General features: G+C 70.5%; 13 protein-coding genes. 10 read left to right on the forward strand and 3 right to left on the reverse strand.

Going from position 1 to position 18,668, the window contains the following annotated elements; translation table 11 throughout:
• Window positions 1-1,352, reverse strand: a 1,352-nt coding sequence (locus tag ACFVH5_RS25530) for a gluconate:H+ symporter (RefSeq protein WP_385836099.1), incomplete at its 3' end; no start/stop codon positions are given.
• A gap of 68 nt (window positions 1,353-1,420) precedes the next feature.
• Window positions 1,421-1,930: a gluconokinase gene (locus tag ACFVH5_RS25535; protein WP_385836100.1), complete on the reverse strand. Its 510-nt coding sequence runs from the start codon at window positions 1,928-1,930 to the stop codon at window positions 1,421-1,423.
• 162 nt (window positions 1,931-2,092) lie between these two features.
• Between ACFVH5_RS25535 and ACFVH5_RS25540 the strand changes: the two genes are divergently transcribed.
• A complete protein-coding gene (locus ACFVH5_RS25540) occupies window positions 2,093-2,800 on the forward strand; it encodes a FadR/GntR family transcriptional regulator (protein WP_385836101.1) in 708 nt (235 codons plus the stop codon).
• Between the two features lie 77 nt (window positions 2,801-2,877).
• Here the strand turns inward: ACFVH5_RS25540 and ACFVH5_RS25545 are convergent, their stop codons facing one another.
• A complete protein-coding gene (locus tag ACFVH5_RS25545; protein ID WP_385836102.1) occupies window positions 2,878-3,297 on the reverse strand; it encodes a YchJ family protein in 420 nt (139 codons plus the stop codon).
• Window positions 3,298-3,671: 374 nt separating this feature from the next.
• On the opposite strand from ACFVH5_RS25545, the gene ACFVH5_RS25550 reads away from it, so the two are divergent.
• The 9 genes from ACFVH5_RS25550 (at window position 3,672) to ACFVH5_RS25590 (ending at window position 18,666) form a co-directional block, all read left to right on the forward strand.
• Window positions 3,672-5,537 carry a phage tail sheath family protein gene (locus tag ACFVH5_RS25550; RefSeq protein WP_385836104.1) on the forward strand — a complete coding sequence of 622 codons (1,866 nt, stop codon included), beginning with the start codon at window positions 3,672-3,674 and terminating at the stop codon, window positions 5,535-5,537.
• A 39-nt stretch (window positions 5,538-5,576) separates the two neighbouring features.
• Entirely contained in the window at window positions 5,577-6,101 is a 525-nt protein-coding gene (locus tag ACFVH5_RS25555; RefSeq protein ID WP_055614510.1) for a phage tail protein, read from the forward strand.
• 133 nt (window positions 6,102-6,234) lie between these two features.
• On the forward strand, window positions 6,235-6,963 hold the full coding sequence (locus ACFVH5_RS25560) for a hypothetical protein (RefSeq protein ID WP_385836105.1): 729 nt from the start codon (window positions 6,235-6,237) through the stop codon (window positions 6,961-6,963).
• Window positions 6,956-7,735, forward strand: coding sequence for a hypothetical protein (locus ACFVH5_RS25565; protein WP_385836106.1), 780 nt, complete (start codon window positions 6,956-6,958; stop codon window positions 7,733-7,735). The genes ACFVH5_RS25560 and ACFVH5_RS25565 overlap by 8 nt, the downstream gene beginning before the upstream one ends.
• Window positions 7,736-7,793: 58 nt before the next feature.
• Entirely contained in the window at window positions 7,794-8,738 is a 945-nt protein-coding gene (locus ACFVH5_RS25570) for a DUF4255 domain-containing protein (protein WP_385836107.1), read from the forward strand.
• Window positions 8,739-8,804: 66 nt separating this feature from the next.
• Window positions 8,805-10,853: an ATP-binding protein gene (locus ACFVH5_RS25575; RefSeq protein WP_385836134.1), complete on the forward strand. Its 2,049-nt coding sequence runs from the start codon at window positions 8,805-8,807 to the stop codon at window positions 10,851-10,853.
• Window positions 10,854-10,858: 5 nt separating this feature from the next.
• A complete protein-coding gene (locus tag ACFVH5_RS25580; RefSeq protein WP_385836108.1) occupies window positions 10,859-11,182 on the forward strand; it encodes a hypothetical protein in 324 nt (107 codons plus the stop codon).
• On the forward strand, window positions 11,179-17,874 hold the full coding sequence (locus tag ACFVH5_RS25585; RefSeq protein WP_385836109.1) for a DUF4157 domain-containing protein: 6,696 nt from the start codon (window positions 11,179-11,181) through the stop codon (window positions 17,872-17,874). The genes ACFVH5_RS25580 and ACFVH5_RS25585 overlap by 4 nt, the downstream gene beginning before the upstream one ends.
• Window positions 17,875-18,666 carry a hypothetical protein gene (locus ACFVH5_RS25590; protein ID WP_385836110.1) on the forward strand — a complete coding sequence of 264 codons (792 nt, stop codon included), beginning with the start codon at window positions 17,875-17,877 and terminating at the stop codon, window positions 18,664-18,666.
• Window positions 18,667-18,668: the final 2 nt, after the last annotated feature.

Here is an 18,668-nt window from a genome sequence, read left to right on the forward strand (position 1 = left end):
GAGATGATGGTCTCCATGACCGACCAGGTCTTGATGGTCTGGCCGACGCTGAGGCCGAAGTACTCCTTGACCAGCCAGAACCCGGCGTCGTTCACATGGCTGAAGAACAGCGAACCGGCGCCGATCGCCAGGACGAGCAGCGCGGTGTGCGTGGTCGACATGTCGGCCGCCAGCGGAGCCACCAGACCGGCCGCCGAGATGGTGGCGACGGTCGCGGAACCGGTCGCGAGCCGGATCGCCACCGCGATCAGCCAGGCCAGCAGCAGTGCGGGGATCGACCAGTCCTTCGAGATGTCCAGGATCATCTGGCCCACCCCGCAGTCGATCAGCGTCTGCTTGAAGCCGCCGCCCGCGCCGACGATCAGCAGGATGCCCGCGATCGGGGCGAGCGACTTCTCGACGGTCGAGGACATCCGGCCCTTGGTGAACCCGGCCGCCCGGCCGAGCGTGAACATGGCGACGAGCACGGCCGCGAGCAGCGCGATCAGCGGGGAGCCGATCACGTCGAAGACGCGCTGCACCATGTGCGTCGGGTCGTCGATGACGATGTCCACCAGCGCCTTGGCCAGCATCAGCACGACCGGCAGCATGACGGTGGCGATGGTGGCGCCGAAACCGGGGCGCTTCTCCAGGTCCTCGGAGGCACGCTGGGGGATCATCTTCTCCGGCGCCGGGACGTCCACCCAGCGGGCCGCGTACTTCGAGAAGAGCGGTCCCGCGATGATCACGGTCGGGATGGCGACGAGGATGCCGAGGGCGAGGGTGACACCGAGGTTCGCCTTGACCGCGTCGATCGCGACCAGCGGGCCGGGGTGCGGCGGGATCAGCCCGTGCATCACGGACAGGCCCGCGAGCGCCGGGATGCCGATGCGCATCAGCGAGTAGTTGCCGCGCTTGGCCACCATCAGGACGACCGGGATCAGCAGCACGATGCCGACCTCGAAGAAGAGCGGCAGCCCGATCACCGAGGCGATCAGCACCATCGCCCAGGGCATCGAACGGCCGCCCGCCTTCGCGAGGATCGTGTCGACGATCTGGTCGGCGCCGCCGGAGTCCGCGAGCAGCTTGCCGAGGATCGCGCCGAGCGCGATCAGCACACCCACGCCGGCGACGGTCGAACCGAGACCGGCCGAGAAGCTGGTGATCGCCTTGTCGAGCGGCGCACCGGCGAAGGCGCCGAGCGCCAGCGACCCGATGGTCAGGGCGAGGAAGGCGTGGAGCTTGAACTTGGTGATGAGCAGGACGATGACGGCGATGCCCGCCAGTACGGCGATGCCCAGCTGAGCATGGCCCGCCGAGGTGATCGGCTCGACGGGATCCGCTGCCAGCATCTCGACGCTGAGTCTGGTCACGGTGCAGTTCCTTGCATGGGAGGGGAGAGGGGAGGGCGCCCCGCGGGGAGGGCAGGGGCGGCGGGGAGTTAGCGGGCGAGGCCGTCCAGCGCGGTGACCGCTCGGTCGGTGATCTCGTCGGGGCTGCCGGCGACGTCCACCGCGACACCCGTCTCGTCCGCCTGGAGCGGCTGGAGGGTGGCGAACTGCGAGTCGAGGAGCGCCGTGGGCATGAAGTGGCCCCGGCGGTGTGCCATCCGGTCCTCGATGAGCTTGCGGTCGCCGGTGAGGTGGACGAAGACGACGTCGGGGGCGGCCGCCCTGAGCCGGTCCCGGTAACTGCGCTTCAGCGCGGAGCTGCTGACCACGCCGCCGAGTCCGGCCCGCCCGTGCGCCCAGGCGCCGATGGCGTCCAGCCAGGGCCACCGGTCGTCGTCCGTGAGCGGCGTACCGGCCGTCATCTTGGCGATGTTCGCCTCGGGGTGGAAGTCGTCGCCCTCGGCGTAGGGAACGCCGAGCCGGTCCGCAAGCAGGGGCCCGATGGTGGTCTTGCCCGTGCCTGCCACGCCCATCACCACGACGACGTGGGGGGTAGTCATAACTGCCTCGCTGTCTTCTGTCTTCTTCGACATCGGATTGCGGATGAATGTCGGGTGCCGCATCCGTCACGACACTGAAACCCATAGGTCAGATGAATTCAAGAGTCTGTGACGTATAAGTCTGACTTTTTGTCCGTGCTCTGTTCCTCGTACCCTGAACCCATGAGCACACCGGGCCGGGGGCTGCACGGCCATGTACTGGAGAGCCTCGGTCCGTCGATCACCGCGGGCGAGTACCCCGCGGGCAGTGTTCTGCGCACGGACGAGCTGGCGCAGCGTTTCGAGGTGTCACGCTCGGTGATGCGTGAGGCGGTCCGCGTCCTGGAGTCGATGCACCTCGTGGAGTCCCGCCGCCGGGTCGGCGTGACCGTCCGTCCCGCGAACGAGTGGAACGTCTACGACCCGCAGGTCATCCGGTGGCGGCTGGCGGGCGCCGACCGGCCGCGCCAGCTGCGCTCGCTGACCGTGCTGCGCTGTGCCGTCGAGCCCGTCGCGGCGGGGCTGGCCGCGAAGTACGCCACGGCCGAGCAGTGCGCCGAGCTGACCGAGTGCGCGCTCGGCATGGTCGCGCACTCACGCGGCCACAAGCTGGAGGGGTACCTCGTCCACGACATCGCCTTCCACCGGATCGTGCTGAACGCCTCCGGCAACGAGATGTTCGCGCGGCTCGGGGACGTGGTGGCCGAGGTGCTGGCCGGGCGTACGCACCATCAGGTGATGTTCGAGGATCCCGATCCCGCGGCGGTGACGCTGCATGTGCAGGTCGCCGAGGCGGTGCGGGCGGGTGACGCGGTGCGGGCGGAGGCGTTGACGCGGGAGGTTGTCCTCGGGGCGCTTCAGGAATTGGACATCCTCAGCCCTGAGGGGTGACAGGTCCCGAGCTGCTTTCGGGTGCGGGTGCGTCGTGGCTGGTCGCGCAGTTCCCCGCGCCCCTCAAGGGCTGCGCCCTAAGACACGTCTCCGTCCACGTACACCCATGCGCCGTCCTGGCGTTCGAAGCGGCTCTGTTCGTGCAGGGAGCCGCCTGCGTAGGACGCGCGGAACGTCACCGTGCCCGTCGTGTGGAACGGCGTGCCCTCCGTCGTGGCGAGGATCTCCAGGCCCGTCCAGCGTGTCGCCCGGTCCAGACCCAGGTGCGTCGGGCGGGTGCGTGGATGCCAGGTGCGCAGCAGGTATGCCTCGTCGCACTTGACGAACGCGCAGTAGCGCGAGCGCATCAGTGCCTCGGCGGTCGGCGCCGCGCCCTCACCCCGGTGAAACCGGCCACAGCACTCCTCGTACGTCTTCGCAAGACCGCAAGGGCAGGAGGGGTTGTGCGCGGGAGCGGAACGGCGCTGGTTGCGTGACTGCGGGGTGCGTCGGGACATGCGCTCCATTCTGCTGCACCACGCCCTGTGGCGGATCGGTGAATCAGGCGCCGCGACACGAGTACATCGTGTGCGAGCTGTGCGCGGTGCCCTCCATCGAATCTCCTTCAGGGGTGGCGTGAACACGCCTTGCATACGCAACTACCCAGCCAACAGGGTGGATTGAGCACTTGAGCATCAGGAGTCACAAGCGAGCTGCTTGACCCCGGACGGCCGTCCGGCCGGGGCACTGACGGGGGAAGCTGATGCGGTGTCGTGGACCGGCGTGCCTTCCGCACGTCCGGAGACCTCTGCGTGCGCCGGATGTGTTACCACCCCCTCTGCCGCCTCTTGGTGCATGTCATCCGGTGCCCGAGATCCGATGAGGAGGGGGAATGCCGATGAACGCGGTGAACACTGCCAGGCCCACGTATCCCGGCGTCTACGTCGAAGAACTTCCCAGCAGCGCACGGACCGTCTCGACCGTCACCACCTCGGTGACCGCCTTCGTGGGGCACACCCGGCGCGGCCCGCTGAACGAGCCGGTGCGTGTCACGAGTTTCACCGAGTTCGAGCGCCGCTTCGGGGGCCTGAGTTCGCGCGGCGCCGTCGGCTACGCGGTGCACCAGTTCTTCGGCAACGGCGGCACGGTCGCCGTGATCGTCCGCGTCGCCAAAGCGAACACCGGAAAGGCCGCCCGGGTCACCCTGGAGTCCACCGAGGGCCACAGCGGGAGCGCGGTCCTCGACGTGCACGCCAAGGAATTCGGCGTATGGGGCAACGGCCTGCGCGTCGCCGTCGACCACGACACCCCCCGCCCCGACGAGACCTTCAACCTGCGGGTGTACGACGCCAGGGGCCGGGCCCGTGAGAGTTTCACCGGGCTGTCCATGGACACCGCGCACGGCCGGTACGCGCCGACCGTGATCAACGCCGGGTCGCGGCTCGTCCGCGTCGAGGCCGTGGGCGAGGGCCGGCCCGACCCGTCCGGCACCGTCTCCAAGCCGTTCGGGCACGACCTGCCCGACCTCGCCGTCGACCTGACCGTCAAGATCGGTGACGTCGAGCGCGAGTTCACGCTGTACGACCCCGACTGCGACGGCGAATCCCCCTCCAACGTGGCCGAGTTGGCCCTGCTGCTCGAACGCAGGCTGCGGGCGCTGCCCGACGCGCCGGGACGGCACGCCTTCGCGGGCGCCGAGGTCACCGCCTTCGGCCGTCGCCTCCAGGTCGTGGCGGGCTCCACCGACCCCGACGACGTCGTCCGGTTCGTCGGCGAGTGCGCCAACGACCTGGGCCTTGAGGCCTCCGTCAACCCGCCCGTCTTCCCTCTGGAGGGCGGCGAGGACGGCGAGGCCCCGGGACCGCGCGACCTCATCGGCAGCGAGGCCGGCAAGACCGGCCTCCAGGCGCTGCGCGGCGTCGCGGACGTCAACCTGCTCGTCCTGCCGGAACTCGCGGCGTACGAGTCGACCGACGACGCGATCACGGTCGTCTCCGCGGCCCAGAGGCTCTGCGAGGAGCGGCGGATCTTCCTGCTCGTCGATTCGCCCGGCACCTGGGTCAGCGTGGACACCGCCCGCGCCGGACTCGCCGCCTTCGACGCCGTCCGCGGCAACCACGCGGGCCTGTACTTCCCGCATCTGCAGCTCACCGACCCGCTCACCGGACGGCTGCGGTCCTTCCCGCCGTCGGGCGCGGTCGCGGGGGTCATCGCGCGCACCGACTCCGAGCGCGGGGTGTGGAAGGCGCCGGCCGGCACCGAGGCACGGCTCGCGGGAGTCCACTCGCTGACCGTCGACCTCACCGACCGGGAGAGCGGCCTGCTCAACCCGCTCGGCGTCAACTGCCTGCGCACGCTGCCGCTGGTGGGCCCGCTCGTCTGGGGCGCGCGCACCCTGGAGGGCTCCGACGCCCTCGACAGCGAGTGGAAGTACGTGCCCGTACGACGGCTCGCCCTGCATGTCGAGGAGAGTCTGCGACGCGGCCTGCAATGGGTGGTGTTCGAGCCCAACGACGAGAACCTGTGGCAGCAGATCCGCCTCGGCGCCTCCTCGTACCTGCACACGCTGTTCCGCCAGGGCGCCTTCAAGGGCGGCACTCCGCGGGAGGCGTACTTCGTCAAGTGCGACCGCGACACCACGACGGACGAGGACATCGCGAACGGCGTCGTCAACGTCCTGGTCGGCATCGCACCGGTCAGGCCGGCCGAGTTCGTCGTCGTCAGGATCCAGCAGACGTCCGGGCAGTTCGAGCTCTAGACGCCATGAGTCCCCTGAGGGAGAACGTGAAGGAAACCGATGGCTGAGTTCACTGTCAACGCCCAGCGCTTCGACCCCTACAAGAACTTCAAGTTCCTCGTGCTGTGGGACGGTCGCACGGTCGCGGGCATCAGCAAGATCAGTCCACTGAAGCGGACCACCGAGGTCGTCAAGCACCGGCACGGCGGCGACCCCAGCTCCCCGCGCAAGTCGCCCGGGCGCTCCGAGTTCGAGGGCATCACGCTGGAGCGCGGGGTCACCCACGATCCCGAGTTCGACCGCTGGGCCAACAAGGTCTGGCAGGTCGGCGCGGGCCTCGGCTCCGAGGTGTCCCTCGCCGACTTCCGCAAGGACATCGTGATCCAGGTCCTCAACGAGGCAGGTCAGGTGGCCGTCTCGCACAAGCTCTACCGGACCTGGCCGAGCGAGTACCAGGTGCTCGGCGAGCTGGACGCCAACGCCAACGCGGTGGCCATCCAGTCGCTGAAGCTCGAATGCGAGGGCTGGGAGCGGGACTACGAGGTGCCCGAGCCGGAGGAGCCCTCGTTCCTGAACCCCGCCTGACCGGCGCGGGGTCGCACGACGGCCACGACGGCTGGAGCAGTCGGGACGGCTGGGACGGCAAGGGCTGCGGGGGCAGCGGGGCAGCGGGGGCAGGTACGGGCCGGTACGGCCAGTACGGAATGGGGGGCGGGACATGACGATCACTCGGGCGGCCGAACTACTCACCACCTGGGAGACCGGCCTCGTCCAGGCCTCCTCCGGACGCGCCCTGCTGCTCCACCGCGCGGCCCGCCCGGACACCGGGCCCGAGACGCTGTCCGCGCTGCCGGTGGGCGAGCGGGAGGCGGACCTCTTCGCGCTGCGCCGGACCCTGTTCGGCGAACGGATGCAGGTCCGCCTCGGCTGTTCCGCCTGCGGCGAGGACATGGAATTCGACCTGGACGCCGGGGAGTTGGCCCGGTCGACAGGCAGTCCCGCCCGGTCCTCGGTGCGGGTCGCCGAGGACGGCTGGGAGATCGAACTCCGGGTGCCGAGTGCCGCCGACCTGACGGCGGCGGCCCGGCACCCGGAACCCCGCCTGGCCCTGCTGGAACGGTGCGTCGTCTCGGCCGTACGCGATGGAGCGGACGTCCCCGCCGACGCGCTGCCCGAAGAGGTGCGGCACCGGCTCGCCGAGGCGGCGCAGGAGGCCGACCCGGGCGCCGACCTCACGCTCAACGTCAACTGCCCCGAGTGCGGAGCGGCCACCCGCGCCGAACTCGACATCGCCTCCTATCTGTGGACCGAACTGGACGCCTGGGCGCGCGACGTCCTCCTCGACGTCCATCTGCTCGCCACCGCCTACGGCTGGAGCGAGCCGGAGATCCTGGCGCTGAGCCCGCTGCGGCGCCGCTACTACCTGGAGCTGTGTGCCGATGTCTGACCCCTTGGCCGATTCCTCGGGAGGGCGCCCCGAGCGGGAGCGGGCGTCACGGGCGCCCGACTTCTTCGACCGGCTGCTCGCCCGGCACACCCCGGCCGCCGCGCCGCCCGCGGACGTGGTGCGGCTGCGACCGCGCCTGGCCGGCCCCTTCGAACGGGCCGAGGCGGTACGGGCCACCGCGCCCGAGCCGGACGAGGTGGGCGCACTCCGGCCGGCCGCACCCCGACAAGGTCTGTCCGAGACGGACGTGGCGGGCCCGACCGTGCGCGAGGTCCAGCTCCGTACGGAGCGCGAGCGGACCGTCGTGCAGGCCGGGCGGCCGGTGTCCGAGGAGCCTGCGCCCCGGCCCGTGCCGCGTGACCTGCCCGAGGCGCCGTTGCTGCGGCCCGCGGCCGAGCTCGTACCGGCGTTGCGGCCCGTGCCCGACCCGGTGCGGCGTTCCGCCGGACGGGGCGAGCCGGAGCGGGCCTCCTCCCCGAGGGTGCTGTCCGGTCCCTTCCCTTCAGGCACGGGCATGGCTTCCCCTGCCGCCGTGTCCGCCGCGCTGCGACCCGGCACCGCGGACACGGCGACGGCCCGCGACGCCGTACGGCAGGCCGCGGGCCGACGGTCCGGGCGCGGCGGCGAACAGGTGGTCCAGGTGCAGATCGGGCGCCTCGAAGTGACGGCGGCGGGGGCCGCCCCGGCCGACGGCAGCCGTCGGCCCACCGCCCCCGGGCGGCCGGCGGCGACCGTGAGCCTGGCCGACTACTTGGCGAGGGGGCGCGAGTGAGACACACGGAAGCCGGCTGCCGACCGATCAGCGCACCACGGACCGAGGAACTGGCCTCATGAGCAACGCACTTGCCCTCGCCCACGTCACCCAGGCCCTCGCCCTGCTGATCGAGGCCAACCTCCAGCCCGAGATCGACATGGCCGTCAAGGTCGAGCCGCGCAAGCCGTCGGCCGACCCGCCCGCCGAGCCCACGATCACCGTCTTCCTCTACCAGGTCACCCCCAACACCTCGCAGCGCGCCACCGACCTGCCGACACGCGCCTTGGTCGGCACGCTGCTGAAGCGGGCCGCGACGGCGCTGGACCTGCACTTCCTCATCAGCGCGTACGGCGACGAGACGGAACTGGTCGGCCAGCGGCTGATCGGCTCCGTCGTACGCACGCTGCACGAGATCCCCGTCCTGCCCCTCGACATCATCGAACTCGCCGGGGAGAAGCCCTACTTGGCGGACAGCGACCTCGCCGGAGCGGCGCAGCGGGTGCGGTTCACGCCCACGGTGATGGACATCGACGAGACCTCGAAGCTCTGGGGGATGCTCCACCAGACCCCGTACACCCTCTCGGTGGTCTACCAGGCGGCGCTCGTCCTCATCGAGGGCCGCGAGACACCGGTGCCGGCGAAGCCGGTGGAGCGGTCGACGGTACGGGTGACGCCGAACGGCGGCGCGCCCGTCGGAACCGCCGCCGCGCAGGAACCGGCCGCCAGGACGTCGGCCAAGGCGTCGACCGGGACACCGGCCAAGGCGTCGACCGGGGCATCAGGCGGGGCATCAGGTGGGACAGCCACCGGAACGACCTCCGCGAAGGCGGTGAAGGCGCCGACGAAAGCGCCGGTGAAGGCTGCGGCCAAGGCACCGGCCCGTACCCGTAAGGGGGCGCAGCCCGGCAAGGCGGCCCAGGCGGGCAAGGTCCCGCGCGGCGCGGCCAAGGGCACGACGCCCGCGACCCCCACGGACTCCGCGACCGCCCCCGACGGCGGTCCCGACCGCACGGAGCGGTGAGGCGGCATGCGGACGACGGGGGCAGGCGCCAAGGGCATGGACGGGCACGAGCCGGGCGGGGCGAGCATGGGGGGCGACAGCGCGACGCTGACCTCGGAGATGCGGCGCGTCCTCGCCCGCGTCGACGCGCACGCGTCCCGGGTGTCCCGCGTGTCCCAGGCGAACGAGTCGGCCACCACCGGGGTCGGCACGGAGGCCGGTACAGAGGCCGGTACAGAGGCCGGTACAGAGGTCGGCACGGACGCCGGTGCGGACGGCGCCGACGGTTCCGTACGGAATCCGGCCGGTGCGGCGGGTCCGGGGACGGGCCCCCTCGACGCGCTGGTCGACTGCTTCGGGCTCACCCCGTTCGAGCGGGACCTCGTACTCCTCACCGCAGCCTGCGAGTTGGACGCCACGACTGCCGCCCGCTGTGCCGCGGCGAGCGGGGACCCGGAGCGCGCGTACCCCACGTTCTCGCTCGCCCTGGCCGCGCTCGCCGAACCGCACTGGAGCGCGCTGACCCCGGTCGCGCCCCTGCGGCGCTGGCGGATCGTCGAGCCGGCCGACGAGTCACGGCAGTCCCTGGCCCTGACCCTGTCCCGGCTGCGGCTCGACGAACGCGTCCTGCATTTCCTGCTCGGCTCGCCCTATCTGGACGCGCGCCTGCACGGCCAGTTGCGCCGCGCACCGGTCCCCGAGGAGCTGCCACCGTCGTACGACCTGGCCGCGACCCGGATCGCCGACGGCTGGACCGCGCGTACCCGCCCCGACGCGCCGTTGCTCGTCGAGGTGGTCGGCGGTGATCTGCGCAGCCGGGCCGACATCGCCGCCGCCGCGGCCGGCCGCTCCGGGCTCGCCCTGTACGCGATGAACGCCGAGGACATCCCGACCGCCCCCGCCGACCGCGACCTGCTGGCCCGGCTGTGGCAGCGCGAGGCGATCCTGCTGCCCGCCGCCCTGCTCGTGGAGGCGGGCGAACTCGACCGCGACCAGCACGCGGCGACCGACGCGTTCCTCGCCGGGGCGGCCGTTCCCGTCGTCGTGTCGAGCCCCGACCCGCGTCGGTCCGACCGGACGCGCGGTGAACGGGTGACGGTGCCGAGCCTGGACGACGAGGAACAACTGGCCCTGTGGACGGGCGCGTTCGAGGACGTCGTGGACATCGGGGAGGGTGAACTGCGGGCACTGGTAGCCCAGTTCCAGCTGCCACCCCATGTCGTACGGTCCGCCGCGGACGCCGTACGCCGTGAGCTGCCGGCCGCGGACGCGCCGGACCCCGCGCTCCTCGCCTGGCGGGCCGGGCTGAACGAGGCCCGGATCGGCATGGACGAGCTGGGCCGCCGCATCGAGCCGGACGCGGGCTGGGGCGACCTGGTGCTGCACGAACGGCAGACGAGCGTGCTGCGGGAGATCGTCGCGCATGTGCGGCAGCGGGCGACGGTCCACCAGGAGTGGGGCTTCGCCGCCACCCTGCGCCGGGGCCTCGGCGTCACCGCGCTCTTCGCGGGCGGCTCGGGCACCGGCAAGACCCTCGCGGCCGAGGTCATGGCCAAGGAACTGGGCCTGGACCTCTTCGTCATCGACCTGTCCCAGGTGGTCAGCAAGTACATCGGCGAGACCGAGAAGAACCTGCGCCGCGTCTTCGACGCCGCCGAACGCGGCGGCGCGCTCCTCCTGTTCGACGAGGCCGACGCCCTCTTCGGCAAGCGCAGCGAGGTCAAGGACAGCCACGACCGGTACGCCAACCTCGAAGTCAGCTATCTGCTCATGCGCATGGAGGCGTACCGGGGCCTCGCGATCCTCACCACCAACATGAAGAAGGCCCTGGACACGGCGTTCCTGCGACGGATCCGGTTCGTCGTCGACTTCCCGTTCCCGGCCGAGCACGAGCGCGCCGAGATCTGGCGCCGCGTACTGCCGCCGCAGACCCCGGTGAAGGGCATCGAACCGGAGCTGCTGGCCCAACTGACCGTCGCGGGCGGCTCGATCCGCAACATCGCCCTCTCCGGAGCCTTCCTCGCCGCCGAGGAGGGCGACCGCCTGCAGATGCGGCACATGCTCGCGGCGGCCCGCACCGAGTACCTCAAGCTGGAGCGCTCCCTCACCCCCGGGGAGGTCCGCGGATGGGTGTGAACGGCGTGAACGATGTGAGCGGGAGCGGGAGCGGGAACGGGGGCGCGGGCAGGCGGCCGGACGCGATCCGGGTGGACATCGGCGAACTCGTCCTCGACGGCTTCCGCGTGGACCCCGACCGGGTGTCCACCGCGTTCACACACGAACTGACCCGGCTGGTACGGGAACACGGTGTGCCGCTGGCCACCGGGCGGGGCGCGGTGACGCTGGACGCGCTGTCCGGCCTGCCGCCGCTGCCCGCCGGGCTGTCGGCACGCCGGCTCGGCCAGGAGCTGGCCCGGGCCGTGCACGCGGGCCTCTCCGGCGAGGGCGAGGTGCAGCCTTCATGAGTGGCAACTCGCTTACACAGGACGCCAGTTCGGAACAGGTCGCCGAACAGCGCCGCCGCAGACGCAAGGAGCGCGCCGCCAAGTCCCGGGCACCCGAGCCCAAGGACATCGTCAGCGGCGCGGGACAGCCGCTCGACGTCGGCGTACGAAGGGAGCTGGAGGAACAGCTCGGGCACGACCTCGGCCGCGTACGGCTGCACACCGGGCGGGACGCCGGACAGCTGACCGAACTGCTCGGCGCGGACGCCGTCGCCGTCGGCCAGGACGTCTTCTTCCGCGAGGGCGCCTACCGCCCCGGCACGGCCGACGGCCAACGCCTGCTCGCCCACGAGCTGTTGCACACCGTGCAGAACCCCGACGGCCTCGGCGCCCTGCGGGCCGGCCGCGACCTCGGCGCGGTGAGCCTCCCGCACCAGCCGATCGAACAGGAGGCGGAATCGGCCGCGCAGACCCTCGTACGCCCGACCACGGAGCAGTCCGCGCAGTCCGCGCAGGAGCTGGCGTCGGAGGTGGCACCGGGCCAGGCCACGCCGGGCTGGCTGCGCTATGCCACGGTGGACGCCGACCGCAACCGGCTGGAGCAGATCGACCCGGCGACCCTCGTGGACCGCTTGACGAACTCGGTCGTGCGGTCCCTGCGCGGTGACCCGGAGGACCGCTCCAAGCGCACCCGCCACCAACTCGCGCGACTGCCCGAGGAGTTGCTGGACGGCGTTCTCGACCGGCTGGACGACCGGCTGCTCGGCTCGGAGCACGACCGGGTGCTCGACATGGTCGAGGAGATCGAGGCCGACGGAGACCTGCCGGAGGAGCCCGACTCGTACGAGACCCCGGCGGTCGAGGCCGACGCGGCCCGGGAACTGCGGGTCCGGCGGGAGAGCGAGCGGCGTGCGGCCGAGGAGGAGCGGACCGAGGAGCAGGGGACCGGGGAGGCGCCGGGGCCGGAGAAGGAGCCGTCGGGCGCGGAGGGGGCGACGGGTTCCACACCGGAGAACGGGAGCGCCAGGCCGGGCGGCGGCCGGGACGCGGAGGAGCAGCAGACTTCGTCCGATGCAGCGCAGTCCCCGGGCGCGCGGCAGTCAGGTGAGAGGACGACCGCGGGCTCCGACGCGCAGGGTGGAGCGGCGACGGGCGGACCAGAGAAGGGCGGACCGGAGAAGAAGCAGGCGAAGGAGGACCGGGCCGCAGCCGGGGACCAAAGTGGCGGCAAGAGCGGTGGGGCGCAGAAGGAGGGCGGGGGGGACAAGGGGGCCGCTGCGGAGCGGAACGCACCCGCGGCGAGCAAGGAGGAGTCCGCCGCCAAGCACCGTCCGGGCGCCGTCGACGCGCTCGTGGCGGGGCAGCATCCCAAGCCGGCGGACAAGGCCGGGCAGCCGAAGCCGACGGGTTCGCCCACGGTGGCCGGCAAGGATACCCAGCTGCCCGCCCGGCTCAGCCGGCTCGACGGCGTACGCAACCAGGATCTCGAAGGCCCCGAAGAGACGGCCGACGAGGACCCCTTCGGCTCCGGCAGCGAGTCCGAGGTCGAGGTCGGCGGCGGGGAGAAGAGCGCCTGGGACACCAAGCTCCAGCCCGAGGACTTCATCCCGGAGCACGACCCCGATATCTCCGGCATACCGACCGCGGACGCGTCGGACCCGTCCTCGGCCGCCGCCACGGCTGCCCCGTCGTTCTCCGCGCCCCCGGTGACCAGGGCCGACAAGGTGCAGGCGGAACGGGAAGCCGAGGACGCGGAGGACGCGGCGGCGGAGTCCGAAGCAGGGTCCGAGTCCGAGTCCGATTCCGGGGACGTCATCGCGTCCGCCGGCATGAACCCGGCGGACGCGGAGGCCGGCCCGGAATCCGGTCCGGGCGACAGCCGGTTCGGTGGTCTCGCGGTGGAGCAGGCCGCCGCGCCGCTGTCCGTGTCGGGCGTACCGGCGAGGGACCCGAAGAGCGGTGCCGACCCCAAGGCCGGACCGGTGGACGCGCAGACGGCGGTGCAGCAGGCTCCGGGCAGGTCCGAAGGCGGCGCCGAGAGCGGCGGAGAAGTACGGGAGACGGCGGCCAAGGAGGAGAAGGGCACTCCTGCCGGAGGCGAGAAAGCGGGCGGAGCGCAGGAGAAGGCTTCCCCGCAGGCGAGTTCGGCTTCGGCTTCGGCTTCGGGTGCGGGTGCGGGCGGGAGCTCGGGCTCGGCTGCTGTTACGAGTCCGCAGGCGTCGTCGGCAACGGCGTCTGCGGGGTCTGCGGGCTCCTCGGGATCCTCGGCGGGGACGAGTACGTCGGCGACCGAGTCCGGGACCGCGTCACCCGCACGAGACAGCCATGTCTCCGGCAACACGTCCGGGAGCGGGGCCGGAACAGCGACCGGGACGACGGAATCCCCGGCAGCGCAGACCCCCACCTCTCAGCCCGAGCCCGAGCCCGAATCCGCGCCCGAGCCCGTCCAGACCGCTCCCGCTACCGCAGCCGCTCCTGCCTCCCGGGCCCCGGCGGGCAGGTCGGCGCCGGCCGCCAAGGGGGCGCGCGGAGGCGGCGGAGGCAGGAGCGGAGGCGGCGGCAGTGCCGCTGTGCCGGCCGCCCGGGGCGGCAAAGGCGGCAAGAAGGACTCCGCCCCGGCCCCGAACCTCTCGCAGGTGTCCCCGGAAGCGGGCCTGTCCACGGCCTCGAATCTCAAGCCCCACAGGGCACTTGAGGCCATGGGCGGGGTGAGCGGCTCGGTCGACCGTACCGTCGGCGACGAGCACAAGGCACTCGCCGCCGCCCCGCCCTCGATGCAGCGACCCGCCGGCGCGCCCCAGACCCTCCAGGGCAAACCGAAGGCCGACGCACCCGCGCAGTACTCCCAGGACCCGGCGCGCAAGTCCGAGGCGCCCGAGGAGGAGAAGGCCGAGGTCAAGGGCGCCAAGGAGCCCGAGGGCCAGATCGAGGCCGAGAAGGCGGAGGAGCCGGACGGCTGGGACACCTTCAAGATGGCCCTGGGCTTCGGGATCGGCTGGCTCGCGGACAAACTCGGCTTCGAGGTGGACGCGCAGGAACTGGCCGCCAAGTTCGCCGGGCTGCCGACGAAGGACGAGGCGCTCAAGCAGGCCCAGGCGGGCAACGCGCCGGGCGTGGAACTGCAGGGCGAGGCGGAGGGCGCGGCCGGCGAACAGGGCGCCGCGGTCGACACCAAGGGCCAGGACACCGTCACGACGGGCCGCGACGACGCGGCCCGCCCCATGGGCGAGAACCAGGTCTACCCCGACGCCCCCAAGGAGCAGCTGACGGCGAAGGTGCTCGGCGCCGAGGGCGGCAAGGGCGGCGGGCCGGAGGGCGGGGCGTCGTCCACCGGGGCCGTACCCCCCGAGGCGGCCTCCGAGGTGGCGGAGCACGACCGGGGGCCGCAGTTCAGGGCGGCGTTCAGTGACGGCCAGAAGGGGATCTCCGAGGGGCGGCAGACCAAGGACCGGGACTTCCGCGACTCGCAGGCGAAGCACAAGCAGAAGGTCGACGCCGAGATCGCGGCGAACACCGAGAGCCAGGCGGGCGAGCGCGAGAAGGCACTCGGGGATGTGACCGCTCAGCGTGCCGACTGGCGCAAGGAGCAGGACGAGGAGCTGAAGAACCTCGGTACGAAGAAGACCGAGCGGCACGACAAGGTTCGCAAGGACGTCCAGGACAAGGAGAAGAAGACAGACGACGACGTCGCCAAGGAGAAGACGGACGGCGACAAGAAGATCCAGGACGCGAACACCAAGGCGGAGCAGGACGCCGAGAAGAAGCGCGACGACAGCGTCAACGAGTCGGGCAACTGGATCAGCAAGGCCTTCGACTGGCTCAAAGAGAAGGTCATCGAGATCAAGAACGCGATCGTCCGTGTCATCAGAGCGGCACGGGACGCGGTCATCGGTTTCATCAAGAACTTCAGGACCACGGTCGAACGCTGGATCAACGAGGCACGCAAGTTCATCGTCGACGCGATCAAGAACCTGATCGACGACCTGATCGAATTCGCGAAGGCCCTGGTCCGTGGAATCATCGAACTGGCCGCGCGGATACGGAAATTCATCAGCAATCTCATCTCGGCGGCGATCGCCCTGGTGAACCGGCTGGCGAAACTGCTGAAGCAGATCGTCACGGACCTCCTGAACGCCATCGGCAAACTCCTGGGCAGCATCCTGAGCATTCTGCGGAAGATGCTGCTCGATGTGGTCAAGGCCGTGGTCGCGGCGGTGAAGACGGTCCTGGACTACGCGTCGAAACTCCTCGGCGCGCTCGGCGAGTTCATGATGATCGCCGTCGACTTCCTCTCCGACCCGGGCGGCTGGCTGAGCGGGGCGAAGAACTCCGCCGTCGACGGGGCGAAGAACCACCTCTTCCGCGAGGTCCAGGCGGCGGTGAAGCAGTGGTTCCAGTCGAAGATCGAGGAGATCATCGGCATTCCTAAGGCGATCATCGACAAACTCCTCAAGGGCGGCTTCACCCTGGAGCGGATCGTCAAGGAGACGTGGGACGCGATCGTCCCGCAACTTCCCTTCATCATCGGCGAGATCGTCATCACGAAGGTCATCGCCAAACTCATCCCCGGGGCGGGCTGGGCGATGGCGGTCATCGACGCCGTCCGCACGGCGATCGGCGCCCTCAGCGAGATCCTGCGCGCGATCGGCGCGGTCATCACCTGGCTGCGCGCGGTCCGCCAGGGCGGCGCGGGCATCCTCTTCGCGAAGGCGGTGGCGGCGGGCATCGTCGCCCTCCTGGAACTCGCGTACGAGGCGCTGCTCAGCGGCATCGGCAAGTACGTGGCGAAGGTCGGCCGCCGCCTGAAGGGCGTGGCGGCCAAACTGGGCAAGGAAAAACCGACCAGCGGCGACGGCAGGGCCCCGGCGGGCGGGGGCACGGACGACCGGGGCAACACGACAAGGCCCCGGCCGGCCACGACAACCCCGAGGCCCGGCACGACTCCCACCCCGACCAGGCCGACGACCGCGGGCCCGGCAAAGCCCACGGCGCAGGGCCCAGCCAAGAACACCCCCAAGCCCGGCCCCACGGCCCCGACGAAGCCGACGGTCGACACCAGGAAGCCCACGGGCAAGGACAAGAACGGCCGCCCGAAGACGAAGGAGGACGAGAAGCCGGACACCCGCCCGACGCCGTCCCCGAAGCCCAAGCCCCAACCGGCGCCTCGCCCGAAGCTCGACCCGGAAACGCGCCCCGGGCCGAAGAGCGGCACGCCGGATCGGCCGAAGGACGACAAAGACTCCGCCGCGCCGCCGAAGAGCCAGGGCCCGGATTCCACTGGGCCGAGGAAAGGCAGCAAGGACTCCTCAGAACCCGACGGTCGGAAGCCGAACAAGCCCGAGGGCGACGAGCGAGGCACGCCCGGCAAACCCCGCCCCGGAAGCGGCAAGGAAGGTTCCGCCAAGACGAGGCCGAAGCGCAATGCGGACAAGGACGGATCGGACAGGCCCAGGACGGGGCCCGGCAGAAGAGGCCCGGGAAAGCCGGGGCGCAGGCCGGACCGGAGTGGCCCCGGCAGGCCCAAGGCCCAGTCGGGAAAGGACAGGCGGAGAAAGGAGGAGGACTCCCGGGACTCGAAGGACGAGAGACTCCGGAAGATCATCGCGCGCATACGGCCTCAATTGAACACATTGCTCGACAAGGGAACCCCCGAACTGGCCTTCCGTGGGGTCCTACGCGCCCTGCGGGCCTGGCACCGACTTACTGACCTCTCCGCCCAGGGCGCCGAGAACTTCCGTGTCATCGCGACACTCAATCCGCAAGGTCTGGCCACGCAAGGGGATTTCGAGACCTTCGCCCTGGGTGAGTTCGAGGACAAGGTGATCACCGAGATCCGTCAAGCGATCGAAGGTGAAGTGCACGGGCAGCGTGAACTCAGAGACATAGTCAAGCTGTGCAATAAAATCGGCGACGAGATCATAGCGAAGCACAAGAAGGCGGCAGCCGCCCAACAGAGCAACAGTCAGACGCAGCGAGTCGCTCAATCGAAGAAGAAGAATTCCACCCGGCAGGGCGGGGCGCGACTCGGTGAACTCCAGTGGGACCCGGACGAGCGTGAGCTCAACGACATAGTGGCTCGTGACTTCCCGGACTCCGTCTTCCTGAATTACTATCGCTCGCCGTCGGGGAATCTGCCCGGTGAGACTGTTCATGTCGGTCAGTTCCGATCGAGCAAGGATGTGCTCCAGGAATCCGAGCGGCTTGGAGATCAGGTGGCCTACCGGGATCCCCGGTACCCAATGCGGCAGTATGTTCTTAGTGAGACGGGCAACTATGTTCCCCGCGTGGTGCAGCGCGCCCTTGCCGGACGGGACAAGAGGCCGGACAAGCGTGGAATAACCGTTACCGCCCCAGAGATGATCGCGTCGCCGGAAAACATCATGGCGCATGTCCAAGGTGCCTCGGCGCCCAAGGGGCAGGAGAAGCAGACACCCTTCACTTCAGTGACGAAAATCGATGCCAAGAACCTCACCAACGCGAAGGGAGAGAAACTTGGCGGCCAATTCGGTTACGTCACGATCGATCTTCTCCATGTGTCGCCGACGCAGATCTTTGACCTCACCGGATCGGAAGAGCAGGAACTGTACGGATTGGCCAATCCCGTGCGATCGCAGCGGCAGGCACTCCAGGACGTCGTACGAACCCAGGAAGTGCTGATCCACGGCCTGATTCCAGCCGAAGCGATCAAGTTCATTACGGGCCAGGGAGAGTAAGTGTCATTCGACTCCTATCACTGGGAAGATTTCTCCGTCCTCGACCCGGGGATCGCGGAGCATCGCGAGAACCTGTTTTCAGGGAGTGGGCAGCCGAGTGACTTTCTCGCACTGTTGTGCAGCGGTGACCCTGTGGGGGTCGGCGTGGCGCTCGACCAGTACAGCGAGGCGGAGGCCCTCACCAGATTCGGGACGGCGAACCCGTACGGGGCTCACCACCTCGCTGTACGGGAGGCGGCACGCCGCGTGCTCGAGGATCCGCCGTACCCCTCCGAAGCCGACGGTGACGAGGGGCTCAACCACGCCAGTGCGCTGCTGGTTCTCGCTCACCTCGCGACAGCCGAGGACGGCGACCGCATCGCGGACATCCTGCGCACGCACCCCACGCCGGTGGTCATGAACGCCGCAGGTCGAGCGGCGCGCTGTGCGCTGATGGCTTCCGAGACCCTCAACGAGAATCTGATCGACGCACTGAGTGCAATTCTGCTCGACGAATCCATGAGTACACGAGAGCGCCTCGACGTGCTGAGCGCCTTCGCGCACCTACGGGACGAGACGGTCGGCGACATTCTCGCGCGAACCGTGAGGACACCCGACACCAAGTTGCAGGTTGAAGTCGTCGTGATTCTCGCGAGCCACTTCCTGGCAACTCACATGGAAATCGTCGACGAGATCACGGCTGCCTGGCCGAAGAGCCCCTCTCCCACCCAGACGCGCATTCTCCGCGCTGTGGATGCCGCCAAAAATGCCAGCGCCGGAGAGCGAACCCCCGACCGCCCTGATACGGAGTGAAT

Source organism: Streptomyces sp. NPDC127119 (assembly GCF_042677425.1).
Classification (GTDB): domain Bacteria; phylum Actinomycetota; class Actinomycetes; order Streptomycetales; family Streptomycetaceae; genus Streptomyces.